Source organism: Rhizobium sullae (genome assembly GCF_025200715.1).
Classification (GTDB): Bacteria; Pseudomonadota; Alphaproteobacteria; order Rhizobiales; family Rhizobiaceae; genus Rhizobium; species Rhizobium sullae.
Window position 1 is genome coordinate 1513170 of sequence record NZ_CP104144.1, and the last position, 20862, is coordinate 1534031.

Consider the following 20862-nt stretch of genomic DNA (forward strand, 5'->3'; position numbering starts at 1 on the left):
TTGATGAACTTTCAGCCGAAAGCCGTCGGCGGCGATCTGGTTTCGCGCGCGTGGAGCGGCGATATGATCGCGCCTCTGTCGGACCGCGGTCAAGGAACGGCAGCAAGTTTCGTTGCCAAGACGTTCATCTGTGATGGCACAAAGATGCCTGCCGAACTCTTCATTTCGGCGCTCGGCCTTTATCGCTGTTTCATCAATGGCAAGCGTGTCGGCGAGGACCTCCTGACACCAGGCTGGACCAGCTACGACCATCGTGTGGCCTATCAGCGCTACGACGTTTCCCATCTCATCAAGTCCGGCCAGAACCGCATCGAAATCTGGCTTGCCGACGGATGGTACCGGTCTCCGCTCATGTGGGGTCAAAAGGCCATTCCCAATTGCTGGGGTGACCGGACGGCAGCCATGGCAGATCTGGTCGGACCGAACGGCGTCATTCTCTCAACGGACGCCAGTTGGCAAAGCGGGCTGCTGCCGATCCGCAAATCCGGCATCTATTTCGGCGAGATCTACGATGCACGCGAAGAACGACTCGTCGAGACCCACGGCACCGTGACGCTACCATTCGACAAGGCGTTGCTCGTCGCGCACGAAACGGCACCGGTGCGTGAATTGCCGGCGATCGCACCGATCGACACATGGACCGATGCGGAAGGGCGAACGATCTACGACTTCGGCCAGAACATCGGCGGCTATGTGCTCTATACGGTTCGCGGAGCGGCAGGCGCCGAAGTTCGAGTGGAGCATTCGGAGGTCCTGGGACCTGATCGTTATTTCGACAACCGCAACTACCGCACCGCGCAAGCGCATACGATCTATACGCTGCGCGGAACCGGCGACGAGACCTATTCGCCTCATTTCACCTTTTTCGGCTTCCGCTATGCCAGAGTGACGGTCACGGGCAACGCACACATCGTGACGATCTCCTCGGTTCCGATCTCCTCCTTGCCCAATCTGGCGGGCAGCTTCAGCTCGGGCAACGCTCTCGTCAACCGGCTTGTCCAGAACACAATCTGGTCGCAGCGCGCGAACTTCATAGAGGTCCCGACCGACTGCCCCCAGCGCGACGAGCGCCTCGGCTGGACGGGTGACGCTCAGGTGTTTGCCGCAACAGCCTGCTGGCTGACTGACAGCCGGACCTTCTTCCGGAAATATCTGCGCGACGTGATGGCCGACCAGCGTGAGGATGGCGCCGTCTCCCATTTTTCGCCCGACCCGACACGCCTGCATCCGGAGAATTTTCCGGGCTTTGCCGGCTCGACCGGCTGGGGCGACGCCATCGTCGTCATCCCCTGGGTTCTTTACACCCATTACGGTGATCGGGCAGTTCTCTCCGAATGCCTCAATGCGATGGTGCGCTGGGTCAATTTCGTCTGGTCAATTTCGGATGGCCCGATCGTGCGCCCGCCATCCCGCTGGGGCGACCGCGGCTTCACATTCGGCGACTGGCTGCAGCCGGTCGGCGACAACCGCAAACCGCGCCCGACAATTGCCGACGATTGCGCCGCGACACTCTACCATTTCATCTCCACCGATTTGCTGGCAAAGATCGCGGCGATCCTTGGCGACGAGGTGCTGGCAGAACGCATGACGGGCCGTGCTGAAGAAATTCGGCATGCATTCGCCCGCGAGTTCATCGCACCGTCCGGGCGCATTGCACATAACGACCAGACGTCCTACGCGCTGGCGTTCCTCCATGATCTGATCCCTGCTGAGCATCACGCGGCTGCCAGGCAGCACTTCCGACAGGTGATCGTCGATGCCGACTACAAGATCGGCACAGGATTCATAGGCACACCCGCCCTGCTGCCGGCCTTGACGAAGCTCGGCATGGACGACATTGCAGAAAAAGTGTTCCTGCAGGAGGAGGTTCCGGGCTGGCTCTACCAGGTATCCAAGGGCGCGACTACGATCTGGGAGCGCTGGGATTCAATGGCGCCCGACGGCACCATCTACGAGCCCGACATGAACAGCTACAATCATTATGCCTATGGCGCAGTATGCCAATGGCTGTTTGAAAACGTCGCTGGAATTTCGCCGAGTGCAACCGCCCCAGGATTTGCCGAGGTGATTGTCGATCCTGCGCCGATTGCCGCGCTCTCGCCGGTCACCGCCCACCACGACGTACGTCAAGGCCGAATTGAAGCTGCATGGGAGTGCCGCGGCAACAGGGTCACCTATCGGCTGACGCTTCCGGAGGGCTGCGTCGGCCGGTTCCGGCCCGGGTTGAGGCATCAGAATCCATCAATCAATGGAGAGCCTGTGGCCGAGGAGGCCATTCTTCGGCCCGGAACGCACCAACTGGTGTTTTCTCTCCCCCAATCCTGAGGAGCATATTCGTCCCGGTCAAACCGTTCAGAGGAGGAACGTCATGACAAACCGCATCAAAGTTATTCTCGCCGGCGCGTCGGCACTCATAGCACTGGTTGCCGCAGGGCCGTCGCATGCAGACGCGACCCTCTCGTTTCTGATCGATAACAACCCCGATACGGTCGCGGCTGCCGAGGCGCTGGTTGCTGCTTACGAGAAGATCGCACCGGATGTCACGATCGAAATCGAGCAGCGGCCGGGTGGTGGCGAGGGCGACAACATCGTCAAGACACGTCTTGCGACTGGCGAAATGTCGGACGTCTTCCTCTATAATTCCGGGTCGCTGATGCAGGCGCTGAAACCTGCGCAGACGCTTGCCGACCTCAGCGATCTGTCGTCGCAGGCAAAAGTGGACGAGAGCTTCAAGGCCGTCGTCGGCGCGGACGGCAAGCTCTACGGCGTTCCCTTCGGCACGGCGATGGCCGGCGGGATCCTCTACAACAGAAAAATCTATCAGGAACTCGGCCTGCCGGTTCCGAAGACGTGGACCGAGTTCATGGCCAACAACGAGAAGGTGAAGGCGGCCGGCAAAGCAGCCGTTGCGCAAACCTATCGCGATACCTGGACGTCGCAGCTCTTCGTTCTAGCCGATTATTACAATCTGCATGCCGCCGTGCCGAACTTCGCGGACGACTATACGGGCAACAAGGCGAAATATGCGACGACCCCTGCGGCGATGAAAGGGTTCGAGCGCCTGAAGGAGGTTCATGACGCCGGCCTGATGAACGAGGATTTCGGTGCGGCAAGCTACGATGACGGGCTCAGGATGGTGGCGACGGGCGAAGCAGCCCATTATCCCATGCTGTCCTTTGCCGTCGGCGCCTTGAAGCAGAACTATCCCGAAAATCTCAACGATGTCGGCTTCTTCGCACAGCCGGGAGACGACGCAGCCAAAAACGGCCTGACGGTCTGGATGCCGCCTGCCCTCTATATCCCGCTCGCAAGCCCGAATGCCGATGAAGCCAGGAAATTCGTGGATTTCGCCGGAAGCGTCGAAGGCTGCAAGATCATGGTTGAAACCAACACGGCTCAAGGTCCGTCCTTAGTCGATGGATGCGCGCTGCCCGCCGACGTACCGCCTGCGGTCAAGGACATGCTTCCCTATTTCGAAACAAAGGGGATGACGACGCCGGCGCTTGAATTCGTGTCGCCGATCAAGGGACCTGCCCTTGAACAGATCACCGTCGAGGTCGGATCAGGAATCCGTCAGCCGGCCGAGGCAGCCGCGCTCTATGACGACGACGTGCGCAAGCAGGCAAAGCAGCTCGGTCTACCCAACTGGTAACGGTCCTTCGGGAAAGCTGACCTCGCCCTCCCATGGGCGAGGTTCCACCCGATCGAAGAGGTAGCAATGACCGAGACGTACCACCGCTCACGCAGATCTCCTTATCCCTTGTGGTTCTTCATTCCGGCCGCGCTCGTCTATGGCGTGCTGTTTCTCGTCCCCACGGTCTCGTCGCTGTGGTTCAGCCTCACACGCTGGGATCTTTCAACCGCCGAGTTCATCGGACTGGAGAATTTCGAGCAGTTCTTTTCCGAGCCATTTCTGGTCAAGGGTCTCGTCAACACGGTGATCTATGCCGTCACGACATCCGGCCTGAAGACGGTATGCGGGCTCCTGCTTGCCGTGCTTTTGACCGGCAACATTTTCGCCCGGTCCTTCCTGCGTACGCTCGTTTTCTTTCCGGTCCTGGTATCGACAATCGGTATCGGCATCACCTTTACGGTGATGATGCATCCGACCAGGGGCATCATCAATGTCACGCTTGAGACGCTCGGCATCCCCGGACCGGGCTGGCTGACCAATCCGGCGCTCGCCCTCTTTTCCGTGGCCCTCGTCGATCTCTGGAAAGGCGTGGGTCTCGCCACCTTGATTTTCATCGCCGGCCTGGCAGCGATTAGCCCCGAATATTACGAGGCGGCCAGAATTGATGGCGCTACCCGCTTCCAGCAGTTCTCGCGCATCACCTTGCCTCTTGTGCGCCCGGCGACGATCACCGTCATCACCCTATCTTTGATCGGTGGCCTGCGGTCGTTCGATCTCATTTGGGCAATGACGCGCGGCGGGCCGGGATTTTCCTCGGACGTGATCGCGTCGGTCATCTACAAGCAGTATCAGGCGGGCTTCTACGGGCTGTCGACTGCGGGCAACGTCATCCTGTTTGCGCTGATCGCGATCATCATTCTGCCGCTGACGCTGTGGCTCAACCGGCGCGAGGTCGAGCAATGAGAAAAACGCGACCCTACGTGACGGGCGCGGTCGCACTTGCCATCGCCACCGTCATCTTCGTTCTCCCATTCGTCTTCGTTGCGCTCCAGGCGGTCAAGTCGAAGTCCGAAGCGTCCCGGCTCGACTTCGAGCTCCCGGAACAATGGTTGCTCTGGGAGAACCTCGCGGCAGTGTTCAAGGCTCGCGACTACCAGCTCGTCCTCGCATACTTCAATTCCACGCTGATCACCGTCGTCTCGGTTGCGATACTGATACTGCTTTCGGCAATGGTCGGATATGTCATGCAACGCCGGAAAACCCGCTGGAATGCCGTTGCCTCGGGTGCCCTGTTTATCGGGCTGATGATGCCGCCGGCGGTCGTTCCGACGATCGGATTGCTTCAGGAAATCGGCCTCTTCAAGACGATCACCGGAATGATCCTGATCCAGGTCGCCTATAATCTCTCGTTCTCGACCCTGCTCTACAGGTCGTTCATCTCGACCATTCCACGTGACCTCGACGAGGCGGCGCTGATCGATGGTGCCAAGCCCTGGCAGATATTTTTCCGGGTGATCCTCCCGCTGCTCAAGCCAGTGACGGTGACCAACATTGTCGTGCAGTCGATCGCAATCTTCAACGATTTCACAAACCCGCTCTACTATCTGCCGGGCAAGGAGAACGTCACCGTGCAGCTGACGCTCTATAATTTCCAGAGCATGTATACGAGCCAGTACAACCTGCTTTTCATGAACATCCTTCTCGTCACGATCCCTCCCCTCATCGTTTTCATCTTCTTCAACAGGCAGATCGTGGCGGGCATGACTGCCGGCGCAGTGAAAGGTTAGCGGAATGGCCGAACTCACCCTTACCCGGATTTGCAAAAGCTTTGGCGCCCTTGACGTCATCAAAGGCATCGATCTGGACGTGCGTTCCGGTGAATTCGTCGTGTTCGTCGGGCCGTCTGGATGCGGAAAATCCACGTTGCTCCGGATCATCGCCGGACTGGAAGAGTCGACCTCAGGTGCGCTTACGATCGGGGGCAAGGATGTGACCCACGCAGAACCTTCTGAACGCGGCATCGCCATGGTCTTCCAGAGCTATGCGCTTTATCCGCATATGACCGTTGCGGAGAATATCGGCTTCGGTCTCTCGCTCGCCCGCCGCCCGAAGGCCGAGATCGAGGCCAAGGTTCGCGCAGCAGCCGAGACCTTACAGCTCACCCATTTGCTCGACCGCAAGCCGAAGGCGCTTTCCGGCGGCCAAAGGCAGCGCGTTGCCATCGGCCGGGCGATCGTTCGCGATCCGAAGGTCTTCTTGTTCGACGAACCGCTCTCCAATCTCGACGCATCACTGCGAGCACAGATGCGGCTCGAGATCGCAGAACTCCATGCGCGCCTGAAGACGACCATGATCTATGTCACCCATGACCAGGTCGAGGCGATGACAATGGCCGACAAGATCGTCGTCCTGAACGGCGGTAGGGTCGAGCAGGTCGGCAGCCCGATGGAGCTCTACCGCAAGCCAGTGACGCCCTTCGTCGCGGGCTTTATAGGTAGCCCGAAGATGAACCTCTACACGGGCGAAATTGCGCATCGCTTCGGCTGTGAGACTTACGGAATCCGCCCAGAGCATATTCGTCTTTCCGAAGCAGAAGGCGAGTGGCAAGGCAGGGTAAGACATATCGAGCGCCTCGGCGCCGATGCCATCCTCTATCTGGATGTTCCGGACGTCGGAGAGATGGTGGTGCGCGCCGAGGGAGAAACGGCATTTGCAACAGGTGCTGCCGTTTGGGCAAGTCCGATGAAGGGCGCCGCGCATAAATTCGGTGCATAAGCGGTCTCTAATCCAGCATCAGAGAAACTCGCACCAAAAAAACGATCCGTGCACCAACACCGCGTGGCGCTTCTTCCGAGATTAGGCGGCGGTGCGCGCCGAGATGGGTGCTCGCGGGCCCTTCTTTTCCAGTAGCGGCATGACTTCCCTGCTGAACTCCTTGAGACCGCCGATCGGATCGACCCAGCTCATCAACACGCCGTCGATTACTGCATCCGCAAGTTCTGTCAGTGTCTCGACGATGTCCGAGGGAGAACCGATGAGGCAGCGATCGCCACGGGTCTGGGGTAGGCTTTTTGCCTTGTATGCTCGGTGATATCTCAAGGGATTCAGCTGAACCGCCGGATGATATCGACCAAGCGGTCGCAGGATCTCGCGAGTACCTTTGTAGGTGATGTGGCAACACCCAACAAGAGCCCCGACCGGCTGCGCTCCGCAGAGGCATACCAGGCAGAGAGAGGAACCGGAAACATGCCGAAAGCCAGTAGTTCGCGCGCAATGGTGAGATCCGCAGCACCATTGGGCAGTCGTAGCAGGACGGCCAAGCCCGTCGCCACGAGGTCATCGGCGCCAAAGTGGGGCTGAAGCTCAGCCAGCAAATCTTCCTGCTTGGCGACATAAGCGCGCTTCAAACGGCGGAGGTGACGCAGATAGTGGCCTTCCCGCATGAATTCCGCGGTCGCGAGCTGCACCGAAGGCCCGGGGGGCGGGGCGAGACACGCTGCAACCTCGGCAAAGCGAGCCATGAGGTCGATCGGCGCAACGATAAATCCGAGGCGAAGTGTGGGGCTGATCGTCTTGCTGAACGAGCCTATATGAATGACCCGCCCGGCGCGATCGAGCGATGCCAGCGCCGGGGCGGCCCGGCCTGTCAGCTGCAGTTCACTCAGATAGTCGTCCTCTATGACCCAGGCCCCGCTTGCTGCGGCCCAGCCGAGCAATCGGAGACGCCGTTCGAGTGATAATGTCGATCCGACCGGCGCCTGCTGCCCGGGCGTCACGACCACCAATTTTGCGTCGGGGGCGTGGCGCAGTCCATGGTCGATGTCGATGCCATCAGCATCGACGGGGACTGGCGAGAGAGACAGTCGCGCGAGTTCAAGGCCCTTGCGGGTGAACGGAAAGCCCGGATCTTCCATCCAGGCTTTCTGCCCTTCAACGCCGAGCACCCGAAGCGCGAGCCCCAGCCCGGCGGCATATCCACCGGTGACGATGATCTGCGACGGTGAGCAGTCGATGCCGCGGGCGACGGCGAGGTAGCCTGCTATCTCTCGCCTTAGCTCGAGCTCGCCGCGCGGATCCGGATAGTTGGGGGCCGCGCTCGCTTCAACACGGATTGCATTTGCGCGGATGCGCGCGAATAGCGTTGCCGGAAAGGTCTCCGTTGCCGGGACGCCCATCTGGAAGAAGGCGGGCCCCTGGGTCATCTCCTGATAAATCTCCAGGAACGATCCAGGACGTGGCGGCTGCTCGCTCTTCACCACTGGGCGAGGACGCGGGGCGACTCGGGTTCCGGCTGCGCGGGACGCAACGATCAATTGGGCTGCGTTCAGCTTCTCATAGGCGGTCCGCACGGTACCCCGCGCGACGCCGAGCTGGGCGGCAAGGTCCTGCCAGGAGGGCAATCGGGCGCCGGGCTCGAGCACCCCGCTTTCGATCGCGGTCGCAATTCCGCTTCGGATCTGCTCGGCGAGCGGCCTCTTGGCAGAACGGTCGACGTTCAGGTTCAGGGGCTTCGTCATCCCACCGTAGTACAGCATTCTTTTGCATTCTTGGTGCTTTTTTTTGGCCCTACGGAGGGGCATCTTCTTCCCAGCCCATCACACGGGCATCATCCGTGCGGCAAGAGGAGAAAGCCCATGAAGATCCGAACCATCATCACCGCTACGTTCATCGCCTTCTCGATGGCCGTCCCCGTCTCCGCCCATGATGGCGAAGCCGAAACCGTCGCGAAGAACTTCGAGGCGGCCATTCCCAATATCCCTGGCAAGTCGCTGATCGCCGTGGAAGTCGATTACGCACCGGGCGCGGCCTCACCATCCCACACCCACGCGAAGTCGTCATTCATCTACGCCTATGTGATCTCGGGCGCGATCGAGTCGAAGGTGAATGACGGCGAGACACGCATCTATCGGGCAGGCGAGAGCTGGTCCGAACCGCCGAACGCGCTCCATTCGATCAGCCGCAATGCGAGCAAGACCGAGCCGGCGAAGCTGATTGCTGTCTTTGTCCTCGACACTAATGACAAAGCGCTGACCACGCCCGTCAAATAACCTTCAAAGGAAGAACAACGTGACCAAACGACTCGACTATAATCAGATCGCTCCAAACGGCGCCAAGGCTCTCGGTGGGGTCTATGGATATGTCATGCAGAGCGGCCTGCCCGCTGAGCTGGTGGAGCTTGTCTATCTGCGCGTCTCGCAGATTAACAACTGCGCCTATTGCCTCGATATGCACACCCGCGATCTCACGAAGAAGGGCGTGCCGATCGAGAAGCTTGCCTTGGTTCAGGCGTGGGAGGAAGGCGGCAACCTCTTCAGCGAGACCGAGCGCGCTGCTTTGGCCTGGGCTGAGACGGTTACGCGTGTGGCCCAAACCGGCGTGCCGGATGAAACATACCAGGCAGCACGCGCGGTTTTCGGCGAGAAGGAGCTGGTCGACCTCACAATCGCGATCAGCTTGATGAACGCCTTCAACCGCATGGCGATAAGCTTCCGTAACACGCCCCAGGCGGCAATCGCAAAGTAACTGAAGCGCACCGCATCGTGACGCTCACCTTTCGAAGGAGTTCTTTCTATGAAAATCTTTGTTGCTGGCGCCACCGGTGCGGTGGGTCTACCTCTGGTACGCGCCCTGCGTACGCTGGGTCACGAGGTTACGGGAATGACGCGGCGCGGACCGGGTGTCGATCGCCTGCGGGAAGTTGGTGCTTCCGCCTCCACCGCCGATGCCTTCGACCGCCAGGCGGTCCACGATGCGATCGCGGGTGCTGCGCCGGATGTGGTCATCGACCAGCTTACATGGCTGCCTGCGGATCCCGCCGACATCATCAAGTCGATGCCAAACGACACGAGGCTCCATCAAGAGGGCGGCGGCAATCTGTTCGCTGCGGCGGAGGAATTAGGCGTCGGGCGCTACATTCTTCAGTCGCGTGGCTTCTTTCTCGACGCTCCGTCGGGGCGGCTCGCGGACGAGACGGCCCGACTTCGCTACGATGCACCCGGCCCGGTCGGCGAGAGCACGCGCGTGATCGGCGCATATGAAGACCGGGTGCTGGGCTCGACGGCGCTACAGGGTATCGTGCTGCGTTATGGTTTCTTCTACGGGCCGGGCACCTGGTATCGTCCGGGCGGCGCGATCGCCGAGCAGTTCCGCAAGGGCGAGGCGGCGATCATCGGCGATGGCGCGGCGGTCTGGTCCTTCGTTCATATAGACGACGCGGTGGCAGCGACCGTGGCAGCGATCACCGCTGAACCCGGAACGTACAATGTCGTGGACGATGATCCCTTGCCCGTATCCGAATGGATGCCGGCATTCGCTCGCTGGGTTGATGCGCCGGTCCCGCCTCGAATGAGTGAAGCGGACGCGTTGGCGGCCGCCAGCGAGGAAGCTGTCTTCTATCACACGAGACTGACGGGAGCATCCAACGCCCGGGCCAAGGCGAAGCTTGGCTTTAAGCCGCGCCGGTTGCTCTGGGCGGACAGCGTGCGCTGATCGCGCGCATCAACTGGACATCAGCGACGGGCCCTGCCCGCAGTCCCATCCCCTAATGCGGTTCAAATTGGGCGCCTTCACCGTTGTCACACTCGACAGGTCTTGCGGTCGCAGGATCAGAAACTGCCCAATGTGCGCCGTCGCCATTGCGGGTCGTCCACGGCACACAACGGCGATTCGAGTGAAAGGGCACCATGACCGATCCTATTCCTAAGCTCTCCTGGGACGATCTTCGTACTATACGCGCGGTTAGCAAGAATGGAGCTGTCTCCAGTGCGGCCGAAGTGCTGGGCGTCAACAGCGTCCCATCAGAGCGTATAGTGTCCCAAGCGCGACGATGTGCTTTGGTTCGAGCATCCGTCGTCAGACCGTACCATTTCGGACAAACAGCAACACCGGTTGATTTCGAGAGTATCCTCCTCGTTTACGCACCGATGGAGAAAAAAATGTCACATCACTTCGCATTTGAAACGACGGTCGTCACCTCGGAAGGCCTGGTATTGCTGGAACACGTTCTTGAACGCTGGTGTCAGGAACGAGGGCTAGACATCACGAGTCCAAAAGCCAAGGTGGCTGCAAGAGAGCTCGTCGACCTCTTCAAATTTGGTGTTCGAAAAGAGAAGGAGCTCGACTATTTGCTGCGCCACACGCACTAGCCAGCAGGCCAAGTTGGAGCGGACAAACCTTGCGCGCCGTACGACGATCTTGCCATTTTGTACTGCCGAACGCGACGGTGCGACGGCACGCGCGACGTCCGTGCGCATTGATCCCGAAGCACCGTCAGCATGATGGTTCGGATCAATCATCTGGAACACAACCGATTCGATGAAGCAGGAGGGCGATAGTTGTTTGGCGAAGCCAGAATCCGCGAAATTGCCCCGTCGTCAAATTCAAGCGTTTACGATAGATTCCTCATTTTCAGCCACATCAACTGTGATCGCCAAAATAGCGCGGCCGGACAGCTACCTCGTCCGGCGTTCATAACGGCATCGAACATTCCAGGGAATTCGTACCGGCAAGCCTCCATGCATCGCATAGATCAAAGAAAACTTGCCTCAAAAAGATCGCGCGAATAGTCGGCATGCGTGACGCCTGATTCTAGATCGGCTTTCGTCAGCTCATCGACGAAGGCGCCCTCTTTCATGACAAGCACCCTGTCGCACATGTGCGCGATCACGGCGAGATCGTGGCTGACGAGCACATAGGTCAGCCCCTGCTCGTCGCGCTTGTCTGCAAGGAGATTGAGGATCTCGGCCTGAACGGAGACGTCGAGTGCCGAGGTCGGCTCGTCGAGCAGCAGGATCGGTGGCGAAAGGATGAGAGCTCGTGCAATAGCAACGCGCTGACGTTGGCCGCCCGACAGTTCATGGGGAAATCGGTTGGCAAAGTCTTCCGGCAGCCCCACCTGCCGCAGAGCCTTGGGAACGGCAGACCAGCCATCGCGGTGTCCCATCGACAGGAGCGGCTCGGCAAGGGCCGTCCCGATGCGATGACGTGGATGAAGCGAGCCATAGGGGTCCTGAAACACCATTTGTGCGGTCTTCAGCTCATCGCGCAACCGGATCTTTCCGATGACTCTGCCGTCGAGTTCAATCGAACCCGTCCAGCCCTGCTCGATGCCGGCCAAGGATCGTAGGACTGTTGATTTGCCGCAGCCGGATTCGCCGACGATACCGAGCGTTTCACCCTTGCCGACTTCAAAGCTCACCTTTTTGACGACATGGTTGTGCGTCTTGCCCGCGCCATAGACAACATCGAGATTGCTGATCCTGATCACTCTGCCGCCTCCGTTTCGAGTGCCTTCCTGTCCAGCACCTTCAGCCGGCGGACAGGATTGCGGGGATCGGGAAGTGCTGCGATCAGGCCGCGCGTATAGGGATGCTGGGCGTCGTCGAGCCTGGTCAGCGTTTCGACAACACGGCCTGCATACATGACCAGGATCCGCTCGCAGAAAGCCGCGACCATGCGAATATCATGGCTGATGAGGATGAGACCGGAATTATTCTCCCGCACCAGCTCGTCGAGCAAAACGAGGACGTCCCTCCTGACACTGACATCGAGCGCCGAAGTGGGCTCGTCGGCAATGACCAGCTTCGGCTTGGCGAGCAGCATCATCGCAATCATCACCCGCTGACCCATGCCGCCGGATATCTGGTGCGGGTAGAGCGCCATGACACGGTCTGCATCGCTGATCCTGACGCGCTGGAGCATTCTTCTCGCGCTTTCGAGCGCTTGAGCACGGCCGAGCCCGAGATGAAGCCTTGCTGCCTCCGCCACCTGCCTGCCGATCGTCAGCACCGGGTTCAGCGAATAGCGCGGATCTTGCATGATCAATGCCATCTCCTTGCCTCGGAGCGCACCCATCTGCCGTTCGGTCCTTTCAAGCAGCGGGCTGCCGGCAAGTTCGAAACGGTCCGCCGAGATCTCCGCGCTCGGAGAAAGAAGGCGCATGATCGCCCGGCCGGCCGTCGATTTTCCGGAACCGGATTCGCCCACAATTCCAAGCCGTTCCCGCCCCAGATCAAAGCTGACCTCTCTTACGGCCGGTATTAAGCTGCGCCCAAAACGAACGGTCAGATTACGGACGGAAAGGATGGCTGAGGTTTCACGATCTTGCATGGCGCGGATCCAGGATGTCGCGAAGCGTGTCGCCAGCGATGTTGAAGGCAAGGCTCGTAAACAGAATGGCAATACCCGGCATGACGGCAACCCACCAGTAATCGAGCATGAACTTGCGGCCGCTTGATATCATCGCGCCCCATTCGGGCGCCGGCGGCTGGGCGCCAAGGCCCAGGAACCCGAGCGATGCCGCCGTCAGGATGATGCCTGCCATGTTGAGCGTCAGGCGCACGATCACCGATGGAACGCACATGGGTGCGATGTAGAGAAGCAGTATCCTCAACGAAGAAGCCCCATAGAGATGCGCTGCGGCGACGTAGTCGGTATTGCGGACGACAAGCGCTTCGGCTCGGGCAAGGCGCGCGATCGGCGGCCAGGCCGTGAGCGAGATTGCGATGATCGCCGTGTTCAACCCGGCGCCCAGGGCTGCGGCAAAGGCAAGTGCCAGGATCAGCGACGGAAATGAGAGGACAATATCGGTTGCGCGCATCAGGATCGCGTCCGTGCGGCCGCCGAAGAATCCTGCAACGATGCCGATGAGCAGGCCCACAGGGCCGACAATCACCGATATCGAGAGAACTGTCTGGATGGTGATCCTTGTCCCGTAGACAAGGCGGCTGAAGATGTCGCGCCCGAATTCGTCGGTTCCCGCAAGATGTGCGAGGCTGGGCGGCTGGAGGGCATCACCCAGCATCTGGACGTTCGGATCATAAGGGGCGAGCGCCGGGGCAATGATTGCGACGATGCAGAGCGCGGCAAGAATGAGGAAGCCTACCAGTCCAAGCGGCTCGTCGGCCAGTTTATGTCCGGCGCGAGCAAGCGAGGCGGCAACGCGGGCCGAAAATCCCGGCCGCTTAACCTCGCTTTCGGAGTGAAGCACATCGGTCATTGCGTGGCCTCCCGGGTGCGCGGATCAAGCAGCGCATAGGCAATGTCGGCTGCAAAATTCAAGAACATGAAGATGAAGCCAACGATGATCGTCGCGGCCAGGATGGCATTCATGTCGCCAATCATCAGCGCATTTGTCATATATTGTCCAATCCCCGGCCATGAGAAGACGATCTCGGTCACGACGGCGCCTTCCAGAAGATTTCCATAGGAGATCGCAAGGACGGTAATCAGTTGCACGGCAATGTTCGGCAGCACATGACCGATCACCGTGTTCGCGGGCCCGACCCCTTTTGCACGCGCTGCAATGACGTAGTCCTGGTTAAGCTGTTCCAGCGTAAAGCTGCGGGTCATGCGGGTGATATATGCCATCGCGGCGTAAGCAAGGATGATGGCTGGCAGAATGATGTGCGAGAGCGCATTCCAGAAAATTTCGGGCTCGCCTTCAAGCAGGCTGTCCACCAACATCAAACCGGTCCGCGGCGTTACGATACCCTCGTAGTAGACATCGACCCTGCCCGGACCGCCGACCCAGTTAAGCCCGGCATAGAAAATCACCAGCCCGACGATACCGAACCAGAAGACCGGTATCGAGTGGCCGACAAGGGCGACGACCCGCGCCGTCTTGTCGATCCAGCTGTCGCGAAAAAGCGCTGCCGCAAGTCCAAGCGGCACGCCTATAAATGTCGATATGATGACCGCCAGCGTGGCAAGCTCGAATGTTGCCGGAAATGCCTGAGCCAGATCCTTCGAAACGGGATTGCCGGTCAGGATTGCCGTTCCGAAATCACCCTGCAGCAGGCTCGCCAGATAAATGAAGAACTGCTGATAAAGCGGCAGATCAAGCCCCAGGCGCGTGCGCATCGCCGCGTAGGCGGCAGGGTCGGCAAGCTCGCCGACCACTGCGCCCACCGGGTCGGCTGGCATGACGCGGCCGATCACGAAGGTTACGCAAAGCAGTATGAACAGACTGATGATGAGTTGGAGGACGCGCTTTCCAAGCTCGTTTGCGGATAATTCCTTCATGATCGGCTGCCTGGCTCGGTTACTCGGTTTCGGCCTTGGTCACACCTTCGAGACGTGTCGTCATGTTCGGGTGGCCGATGTAGTTCTGGACGCGCGCGTTTTGAACAATCGGCTCATAGCGCTCGAAGAGCGGCAGCACCGCCGGCTTGAGGTCGACAAACATCTTCTGCATCTCGACATAGATATCGCCGCGCTTCTTGGCGTCCGGCTCAAGGGAAGCCTTTGCGGTCAGCTTCGTCAGCTCCGGGATATCCCAGGCCGAGCGCCAGACGAAGTTGCCGGCGTTGTTCGCCTCCTTCGAATTGTCCGGGTTGCTGGAGAACTGCTCCATGGAGCCAAGCACGTTCGGCATGTAGGCGCCCGTTTGCGGGATCAAGAGGTCGAAATCGCGGGCACGATGGGCCGCGATGATCTCCGATCCGTTACCCTGCTGGATATTGACCTTGATGCCGATCTGCGCAAACGAGGCCTGGATGGCCGTTGCAAGATCGATACGCGGCGTCTGTGCGATCGTCTTCAGGCTCAGCGAAAAGCCATCCTTGAACCCGGCCTCCGCCAGCAGCGACTTGGCCTTTTCGATATCGAGATGCCAGTCGGGGCTTGGAATCGCGTACTCGTAATTCTCCGGCACCGGCACCGTACGCACTCTGCCGTAAGGCCCCATGATCGTCTTTTCGATGCCGGCATAGTCGATACCGTAGGCAATCGCCTCGCGGACTTTCGGATTTGCCAGGTATTGGTTACCGGCATTCATGGACAGCACGTAGAACCCGCCGGTCGGTATGCGCTGGATCTTGAATCCCTGCTTGTTCTGGAAGGTCGCAAGGTCAGATGCACTCAATGCGCTTGCAATATCGATGTCGCCGCGCTCCAACATCAGCCGCTCGACCTGGCTTTCGGGAACATGTCGGACAACGACGCGCCGCATCTTCGGCTCACCGCCGACATAATCCTTGTTGACGTCCAGGATGACGATCTCGTTGGGAGTCCAGCGATTGAGCGTAAACGGCCCCGAACCGGCAGAGTTCGTGCGCAGCCACGCGTTGCCATAGTCGTTATCCTTGACGTGCTTCTCAACCTCGATGCTGTCGACAATGCTCGTGGTCACCATGGCGAGGCGATAAAGAAGCAATTCCGGCGTAACCTCGCCCGAAAGATCAATTCGCACGGTATGTTCATCGGGCGCCGTCACCAGCTTTTCGACATTGTCGGCATTGTAGCCGACCCGCTTCAGGTTGGCCGCAGCCGCCTGGTTCATCTTGAGGAGACGCGTCAGCGAAAAAACCACATCCCTGGACGTCACCGGATTACCGGAGGCAAACGCCGCCTCCCGGAGCTTGAACGTGATCCCTTTGTCATCGATCGCCCAGCTCTCCGCCAGTTGCGGAGCGATCTTTCCCTCCGGCGTTGCCAAGACCAGCCGGTCGTAGAGGTTACACATGATTTCATTGGCCTTGCCTTCCGTCGCCTGCTGCGGATCAAGCGACAGCACCTGGGCAAGCGACGTGCCGATGACGAGCTGGTCCTTCGGCGTTTCAGCGAAGGCGGCAGACGCAGTCAGCGCCAGAAAGCTAATGGCGGCTCCAACGAAGAGCTCCTTACGAAAAGGCTTCATTTCAATTCCTCCCTGGTCTACTATAGAAGACATATTATGTCATCGGTATGTCGTATTATGATTTATAGAACTTCCCACGGGTTGGCAAGGGCCGCCTTTGGGCATTTGCGACAGACACTGTGAGGGGTTGGAACAACAGAATGCGACGGACCCGGGAGCGACTTGCACAGCAGTTGATCGATCAAATGCGCGATCAGATCGAAACGGGAAAGCTCAAAGAGGGCGATCAATTGCCCACCGAGCCGCAACTGGAGAGGACTTTCGGCGTAAGCCGCACGGTTGTTCGCGAAGCCATCGCCGATCTTCGCTCGGCCGGCTATGTCCGGCCGATCCAGGGAAAGGGCGTGTTCGTCAGCAATCCGCATGCACAAAAGGCATTTTCCTTAACGCCAGTTGAAGTTAAGAGTATCCCGGAAACCCTTGAATTGCTTGAGTTTCGCATGGCTACAGAAGGTGAAGCGGCAGCCATTGCCGCCTATAGAAGAACGGCCGAACAGGAGGCTGCGATCCGCACGGCCAACCGCAAAATGGCGCAGATGATCGACGATGGCGCTCCCACGGTCGAAGCGGATTATGAGTTTCATATGGCAATCGCGGCCGCGACCAATAACCGCTTCTATGTTGACGTTTTGCGGCATTTCGGCCCTCGCGCCATCCCCAGAGGGCAGTTCCCGACGCTGCCCGAGGCCAATGATCGCGCCTATCTGAACAAGGTCCATGCGGAGCACGTCGAGATCCTCGACGCTATTGCAGATCAGGAGCCGGAGCGGGCGCGGCAGGCGATGCGAGCGCACCTGCTAGGGAGCCAGCGGCGCTACCGCATGTTGGCCGAACAGCAATAAGACCCCTCGACACCCTCCGAAATTCATATTATGTCATATGACATTGCTGTATTCGGGAGAGGTTTTCAAAACATGTATGCTGGAACTCAGGTCGCGGTTCGGGATGATGACGATTTCCGCGTTTTCGCACAGCTCGGACTGAAGCACATCTGCGCCGACCCGGCTGGATCGCCCGCGAGTTGGACGCTTGATGACCTTAAGCGCCACCGCGACAAGGTCGAAAGCTTCGGATTAATTCTCGATATGATCCAGTTGCCCCTCCCCTCGCGGCCGATCGAGAACGCGTCTTACCCCGACATTCTTCTCGCCGGGCCGAACCGGGATCGCCAGATCGATGCTGTCTGCGGGCTCATCGAGGATATGGCGGCTGCCGGCATCCCCTCGGCGAAATACAACCTCAACCTGATCGGCATTCCGCGCACGCCGATGGAGCCTGGCCGCGGCGGCTCGATGAACGAGGCCTTTCGCTGGGAGAAGACCGATCAGGCGGCGGCGCCGGGCCTCGCAGGCGAGCTTTCCGAGGAGGAAAACTGGGAGAGGATCGACTATTTCCTCGAGCGTGTGGTGCCGGTTGCCGAAAGCAACCGCGTGCGGCTTGCCTGCCATCCGCACGATCCTTACACGCCGCCCGGCTATCGCGGCGTCACCCGTGTCCTTGGAACGGTCGAGGGCCTGAAGAAGTTCGTGACCATGCGCCAAAGCCCCTATCACGGACTGAACTTCTGCCAAGGATCGATCGGTGAGATGCTTGAGAACCCGCGTGAGGAAATCGACGACATTATCCGCTGGTTCGGCACACGCGGAAAAATCTTCAACGTTCACTTCCGCAACATCAAGGGCGGAAAACTGTCCTTCATGGAGACCTTCCCCGACGAAGGCGACATGGACATGGTCCGCTCGGCGCGGATCTACAAGGAGGTCGGCTACCAATACATGCTGATGCCCGACCATGTCCCGACCATCAGCGGCAGGGATCCGTCCGGCGTCGCTTTCGCCTTCTGCTACGGCTATATCGCAGCGCTCGTCGAAGCGCTTGAGACCCAGTCGATTTAAGCCAGGCCACATCCTTTTCATCAAGAAACCCGAACAGGAATGAACAATGGATCCAATTGACCTCAAGAGAGCAGTGGGCAGCGGGCTGCTCTCCTTTCCCGTCACGCATTTTGATCAGGAACTCAAATTCGACGAGGACGCCTACCGCAAGCACATTGAATGGTTGGCCGGCTATGAGGCAGCCGCTCTTTTTGCCGCCGGCGGCACAGGGGAATTCTTTTCGCTCAATCCGCAGGAAATCCCTGCCGTCGTGACGGCCGCAAAAGTGTCGGCCGGAAAGACGCCAATCATTTCCGGCACCGGATACGGTACCTCGCTTGCGATCGACATTGCAAAAGCCGCGGAAAAAGCCGGCGCAGACGGTCTATTGCTGTTGCCGCCCTACCTGATGTTCAGCGAACAGGACGGCCTCGTCAGCCATGTCAAAGCGGTCTGCAAATCGGTCGGCATCGGCGTCATCGTTTATAATCGTGACAACGCGGTGTTGACGGCCGATAGCATCGCTAGGATTTGCGATGAATGCCCTAACCTCATCGGCTTCAAGGACGGCGTGGGCGATGTCGACAAGGTGATCGAGATCACCACGAAACTTCAAGACCGTCTTGTCTATGTCGGCGGCATGCCGACGCATGAGGTCTATGCGCAAGCCTATTTTGCAGCCGGGGTCACCACCTATTCGTCTGCCGTCTTCAATTTCGTGCCGGCACTCGCCCAGCGTTTCTATCAGGCTCTTCGTTCAGGCAATCAGCCTGTCATCGACGAAATCCTGAAAGACTTCTTCTTTCCCTTTGTCGCGCTGCGCAATCGGAAGAGAGGTTACGCGGTTTCGATTATCAAAGCCGGCCTTCGGGTGCTTGGTCGGGAACCGGGCCCCGTCCGCCCGCCACTCATTGATCTCAGCCCAGAAGAAATGACGCTGCTCGAGCGTATCGTTCAGGCAAACGACATTGAGAAAATTGCAGCGGAATGAAGAGGCGGCAGGGCTAGGCGGTTCCCCTCCCAACCGCCCTGAACCACCTCTTCTTGAACGGCCGCGCGGGCATAGTTCGACCCGCGCGGCCGTCTGCTAACCGGGCATATAGTGAATAGAATCTGACACCTAGTGTCCGCGCAGAAGCCCCGGTCCGGTCGTGGCAGGGCGTTCCGACCCTGCCCGGAAACCAGAAAATCCGAATGTCGCAGGTGACCAAAGTCAAGGGCAGGAGTGCGTGCCGGAGCGGCCCTTGGCTGAGCCGCTGCAGACACATCATCCAGCGAAGAATTTGCTCAGTACCGGAGCAAGAATCTCGGGGGCCACGTCATGGCTCTGATTATCCAGAGTTTCGTATGATCCATTCGGCAGCGCTTCCACAACGGCATCCGCGGTCTTATGCCACCAATCCAGGCTTGCGCCGACCACGATGACGCGCACGGGCATATTGATCAAAGCAAGCGACGCGCGTGTGACCATCAAAGCCGCTCCAGCAATTGCTAGCACTGAACGAATCTGCGTCTCAGCATTCCTGTTCTCGTTCACGTGCTCGAACGGGCGGAAGTCTGGCGTTCGCCGCGTCAGGGTTCGAGGTCGATAGCGGCCCGATAGCTGCCGTCCATGTAGAAAGGCACAGATGCGTGCTCGTGGACGATTTTCCAGGCACCCTCGGTCCGCCTGAGGCAGACCGTTTTGCGCTGCCACCAGTGCGCTCGCTGACCGTCGATCTTGGTTGTTGCGCTCACTTTGGAAAGTCCGTGGCAAAAAGCGAGGCCGCCGCTGACTTCGATGGTCAAATCGCGCTCCTCCAGGCCGACCGGTCCCTCCCAAGTATCGAGCCAAGCGGCGAGACCCGACACATCTGCCATGTGGGCAAGTGGCGGTGCCAGATCGAAGATGACGGCATTCGGGGTGTACTGCGCTCCGATTGCTGCTGCGTCCTTGTCATGATGGCCCTTGCGGACGGCTTCAAGTACCGCCTTTATCTCCATTTCTTCAGTATCGATGATCATGATCGTCTCCTTTGGGGTGGGTTTACCCAAAGGACGCGGCAGCGGCTCCCGATCCGACAGGGAACGAATCTTTTTCTGCCAGGAACGCCTATTCCGACCATGCAGGTGGTGGCGCAGGAATCTCCACTGGGGATCGGAAAGCGGCTGTCACCTCGTCGCTGTGATGACCAACCCATAAATAATCTGCGCTCGTTCAGCCCAGAATGTCCCGCCGCCGTTCAAGGCTTTCCGCCGGCCATTCTTCCTTCATGTCGTAATAGACCTCGAAGGCGCGGGCGCCGTCCGGTAGCCGAATCCAGGGGAGTTTCGAGCGAGTGAAGATGTGAACATCGGGCTCAATTCCGGTGGGCTCATCGAGTGTAGTAACGCGTACAAAACGTAGCGCGCGGCGTCCGCCGTAATCGCTCCACAATGCCACCTTGCAGAACGGGCAGCGATAGATATCGTGCCGGCGGCCGCTGTCGGTAGCCATCGCCACCGGCTCCGGTGCGCCTGACAAGAGCGTAATGCGGTCGGTCTCGATCAGCGCGTTGATGACGAAGGCGCTGCCAGTTTGGCGTTGACAGTCGCGGCAATGGCAGCAATGCACGAACATCGGTCTGGAATTCAGCCGGTAGCGTACTGCTCCGCAGAAACAGCCTCCTTCGAAGGTCGGTGGCATACGCGCCCTCCTTTGCTTCCGTGCCACAGGTTAGCCGACCCAGGGTATGCCT

Annotated in this window: 22 protein-coding genes; 12 read left to right on the plus strand and 10 right to left on the minus strand. The window is 59.4% G+C overall.

Annotated elements, in window-relative coordinates; all coding sequences use genetic code 11:
• Window positions 1-3 precede the first annotated feature (3 nt).
• The 5 genes from N2599_RS27940 (at window position 4) to N2599_RS27960 (ending at window position 6409) form a co-directional block, all read left to right on the plus strand.
• Window positions 4-2325, plus strand: a complete 2322-nt coding sequence (locus tag N2599_RS27940; RefSeq protein ID WP_027510298.1) for a family 78 glycoside hydrolase catalytic domain — start codon at window positions 4-6, stop codon at window positions 2323-2325.
• Between the two features lie 43 nt (window positions 2326-2368).
• Window positions 2369-3652, plus strand: coding sequence for an ABC transporter substrate-binding protein (locus N2599_RS27945; RefSeq protein WP_027510299.1), 1284 nt, complete (start codon window positions 2369-2371; stop codon window positions 3650-3652).
• A gap of 66 nt (window positions 3653-3718) precedes the next feature.
• Window positions 3719-4597, plus strand: coding sequence for a carbohydrate ABC transporter permease (locus N2599_RS27950; RefSeq protein ID WP_027510300.1), 879 nt, complete (start codon window positions 3719-3721; stop codon window positions 4595-4597).
• Entirely contained in the window at window positions 4594-5421 is an 828-nt protein-coding gene (locus N2599_RS27955) for a carbohydrate ABC transporter permease (protein ID WP_027510301.1), read from the plus strand. The genes N2599_RS27950 and N2599_RS27955 overlap by 4 nt, the downstream gene beginning before the upstream one ends.
• Before the next feature lie 4 nt (window positions 5422-5425).
• Window positions 5426-6409, plus strand: a complete 984-nt coding sequence (locus N2599_RS27960) for an ABC transporter ATP-binding protein (protein WP_027510302.1) — start codon at window positions 5426-5428, stop codon at window positions 6407-6409.
• 81 nt (window positions 6410-6490) lie between these two features.
• On the opposite strand, the gene N2599_RS27965 is transcribed toward N2599_RS27960, so the two are convergent.
• Window positions 6491-6733, minus strand: a complete 243-nt coding sequence (locus N2599_RS27965; RefSeq protein WP_027510303.1) for a hypothetical protein — start codon at window positions 6731-6733, stop codon at window positions 6491-6493.
• A gap of 5 nt (window positions 6734-6738) precedes the next feature.
• A complete protein-coding gene (gene pdxR / locus N2599_RS27970) occupies window positions 6739-8151 on the minus strand; it encodes a MocR-like pyridoxine biosynthesis transcription factor PdxR (RefSeq protein ID WP_027510304.1) in 1413 nt (470 codons plus the stop codon).
• Window positions 8152-8268: 117 nt separating this feature from the next.
• Here pdxR and N2599_RS27975 point away from each other — a divergent pair, with 117 nt between their 5' ends.
• The 4 genes from N2599_RS27975 to N2599_RS27990 all read left to right on the plus strand — a co-directional run bounded on the left by N2599_RS27975 (window position 8269) and on the right by N2599_RS27990 (window position 10779).
• Window positions 8269-8682 carry a cupin domain-containing protein gene (locus N2599_RS27975; RefSeq protein ID WP_027510305.1) on the plus strand — a complete coding sequence of 138 codons (414 nt, stop codon included), beginning with the start codon at window positions 8269-8271 and terminating at the stop codon, window positions 8680-8682.
• A 19-nt stretch (window positions 8683-8701) separates the two neighbouring features.
• On the plus strand, window positions 8702-9157 hold the full coding sequence (locus tag N2599_RS27980) for a carboxymuconolactone decarboxylase family protein (protein ID WP_027510306.1): 456 nt from the start codon (window positions 8702-8704) through the stop codon (window positions 9155-9157).
• Between the two features lie 48 nt (window positions 9158-9205).
• Entirely contained in the window at window positions 9206-10123 is a 918-nt protein-coding gene (locus N2599_RS27985; RefSeq protein WP_027510307.1) for an NAD-dependent epimerase/dehydratase family protein, read from the plus strand.
• Window positions 10124-10317: 194 nt separating this feature from the next.
• On the plus strand, window positions 10318-10779 hold the full coding sequence (locus N2599_RS27990) for a hypothetical protein (protein ID WP_156915277.1): 462 nt from the start codon (window positions 10318-10320) through the stop codon (window positions 10777-10779).
• A 383-nt stretch (window positions 10780-11162) separates the two neighbouring features.
• Here the strand turns inward: N2599_RS27990 and N2599_RS27995 are convergent, their stop codons facing one another.
• Genes N2599_RS27995 through N2599_RS28015 form a run of 5 tightly spaced genes read right to left on the minus strand, consistent with a single transcriptional unit; the run spans window position 11163 to window position 16271 of the window.
• Window positions 11163-11900 carry an ABC transporter ATP-binding protein gene (locus N2599_RS27995; protein ID WP_027510309.1) on the minus strand — a complete coding sequence of 246 codons (738 nt, stop codon included), beginning with the start codon at window positions 11898-11900 and terminating at the stop codon, window positions 11163-11165.
• Entirely contained in the window at window positions 11897-12742 is an 846-nt protein-coding gene (locus N2599_RS28000; protein WP_027510310.1) for an ABC transporter ATP-binding protein, read from the minus strand. The genes N2599_RS27995 and N2599_RS28000 overlap by 4 nt, the downstream gene beginning before the upstream one ends.
• Window positions 12729-13631 carry an ABC transporter permease gene (locus tag N2599_RS28005; protein ID WP_027510311.1) on the minus strand — a complete coding sequence of 301 codons (903 nt, stop codon included), beginning with the start codon at window positions 13629-13631 and terminating at the stop codon, window positions 12729-12731. The genes N2599_RS28000 and N2599_RS28005 overlap by 14 nt, the downstream gene beginning before the upstream one ends.
• Window positions 13628-14656, minus strand: a complete 1029-nt coding sequence (locus N2599_RS28010; RefSeq protein WP_027510312.1) for an ABC transporter permease — start codon at window positions 14654-14656, stop codon at window positions 13628-13630. Before N2599_RS28010 ends, N2599_RS28005 begins: the two co-directional genes overlap by 4 nt.
• 19 nt (window positions 14657-14675) lie before the next feature.
• Window positions 14676-16271 carry an ABC transporter substrate-binding protein gene (locus tag N2599_RS28015; RefSeq protein ID WP_027510313.1) on the minus strand — a complete coding sequence of 532 codons (1596 nt, stop codon included), beginning with the start codon at window positions 16269-16271 and terminating at the stop codon, window positions 14676-14678.
• 140 nt (window positions 16272-16411) lie between these two features.
• On the opposite strand from N2599_RS28015, the gene N2599_RS28020 reads away from it, so the two are divergent.
• The 3 genes from N2599_RS28020 (at window position 16412) to kdgD (ending at window position 19136) form a co-directional block, all read left to right on the plus strand.
• Window positions 16412-17113, plus strand: coding sequence for a FadR/GntR family transcriptional regulator (locus N2599_RS28020; protein ID WP_027510314.1), 702 nt, complete (start codon window positions 16412-16414; stop codon window positions 17111-17113).
• A gap of 72 nt (window positions 17114-17185) precedes the next feature.
• Window positions 17186-18166, plus strand: a complete 981-nt coding sequence (locus tag N2599_RS28025) for a mannonate dehydratase (RefSeq protein WP_027510315.1) — start codon at window positions 17186-17188, stop codon at window positions 18164-18166.
• Window positions 18167-18212: 46 nt separating this feature from the next.
• Window positions 18213-19136, plus strand: a complete 924-nt coding sequence (kdgD, locus tag N2599_RS28030; protein ID WP_027510316.1) for a 5-dehydro-4-deoxyglucarate dehydratase — start codon at window positions 18213-18215, stop codon at window positions 19134-19136.
• Between the two features lie 276 nt (window positions 19137-19412).
• Here kdgD and N2599_RS28035 read toward each other — a convergent pair whose 3' ends face one another.
• From N2599_RS28035 to N2599_RS28045, 3 genes are all read right to left on the minus strand, one after another.
• On the minus strand, window positions 19413-19616 hold the full coding sequence (locus N2599_RS28035) for an alpha/beta fold hydrolase family protein (protein WP_027510317.1): 204 nt from the start codon (window positions 19614-19616) through the stop codon (window positions 19413-19415).
• Window positions 19617-19717: 101 nt separating this feature from the next.
• Entirely contained in the window at window positions 19718-20149 is a 432-nt protein-coding gene (locus tag N2599_RS28040) for a YybH family protein (RefSeq protein WP_037142057.1), read from the minus strand.
• Between the two features lie 193 nt (window positions 20150-20342).
• Window positions 20343-20810, minus strand: a complete 468-nt coding sequence (locus tag N2599_RS28045) for a GFA family protein (protein ID WP_027510319.1) — start codon at window positions 20808-20810, stop codon at window positions 20343-20345.
• Between the last annotated feature and the right edge of the window lie 52 nt (window positions 20811-20862).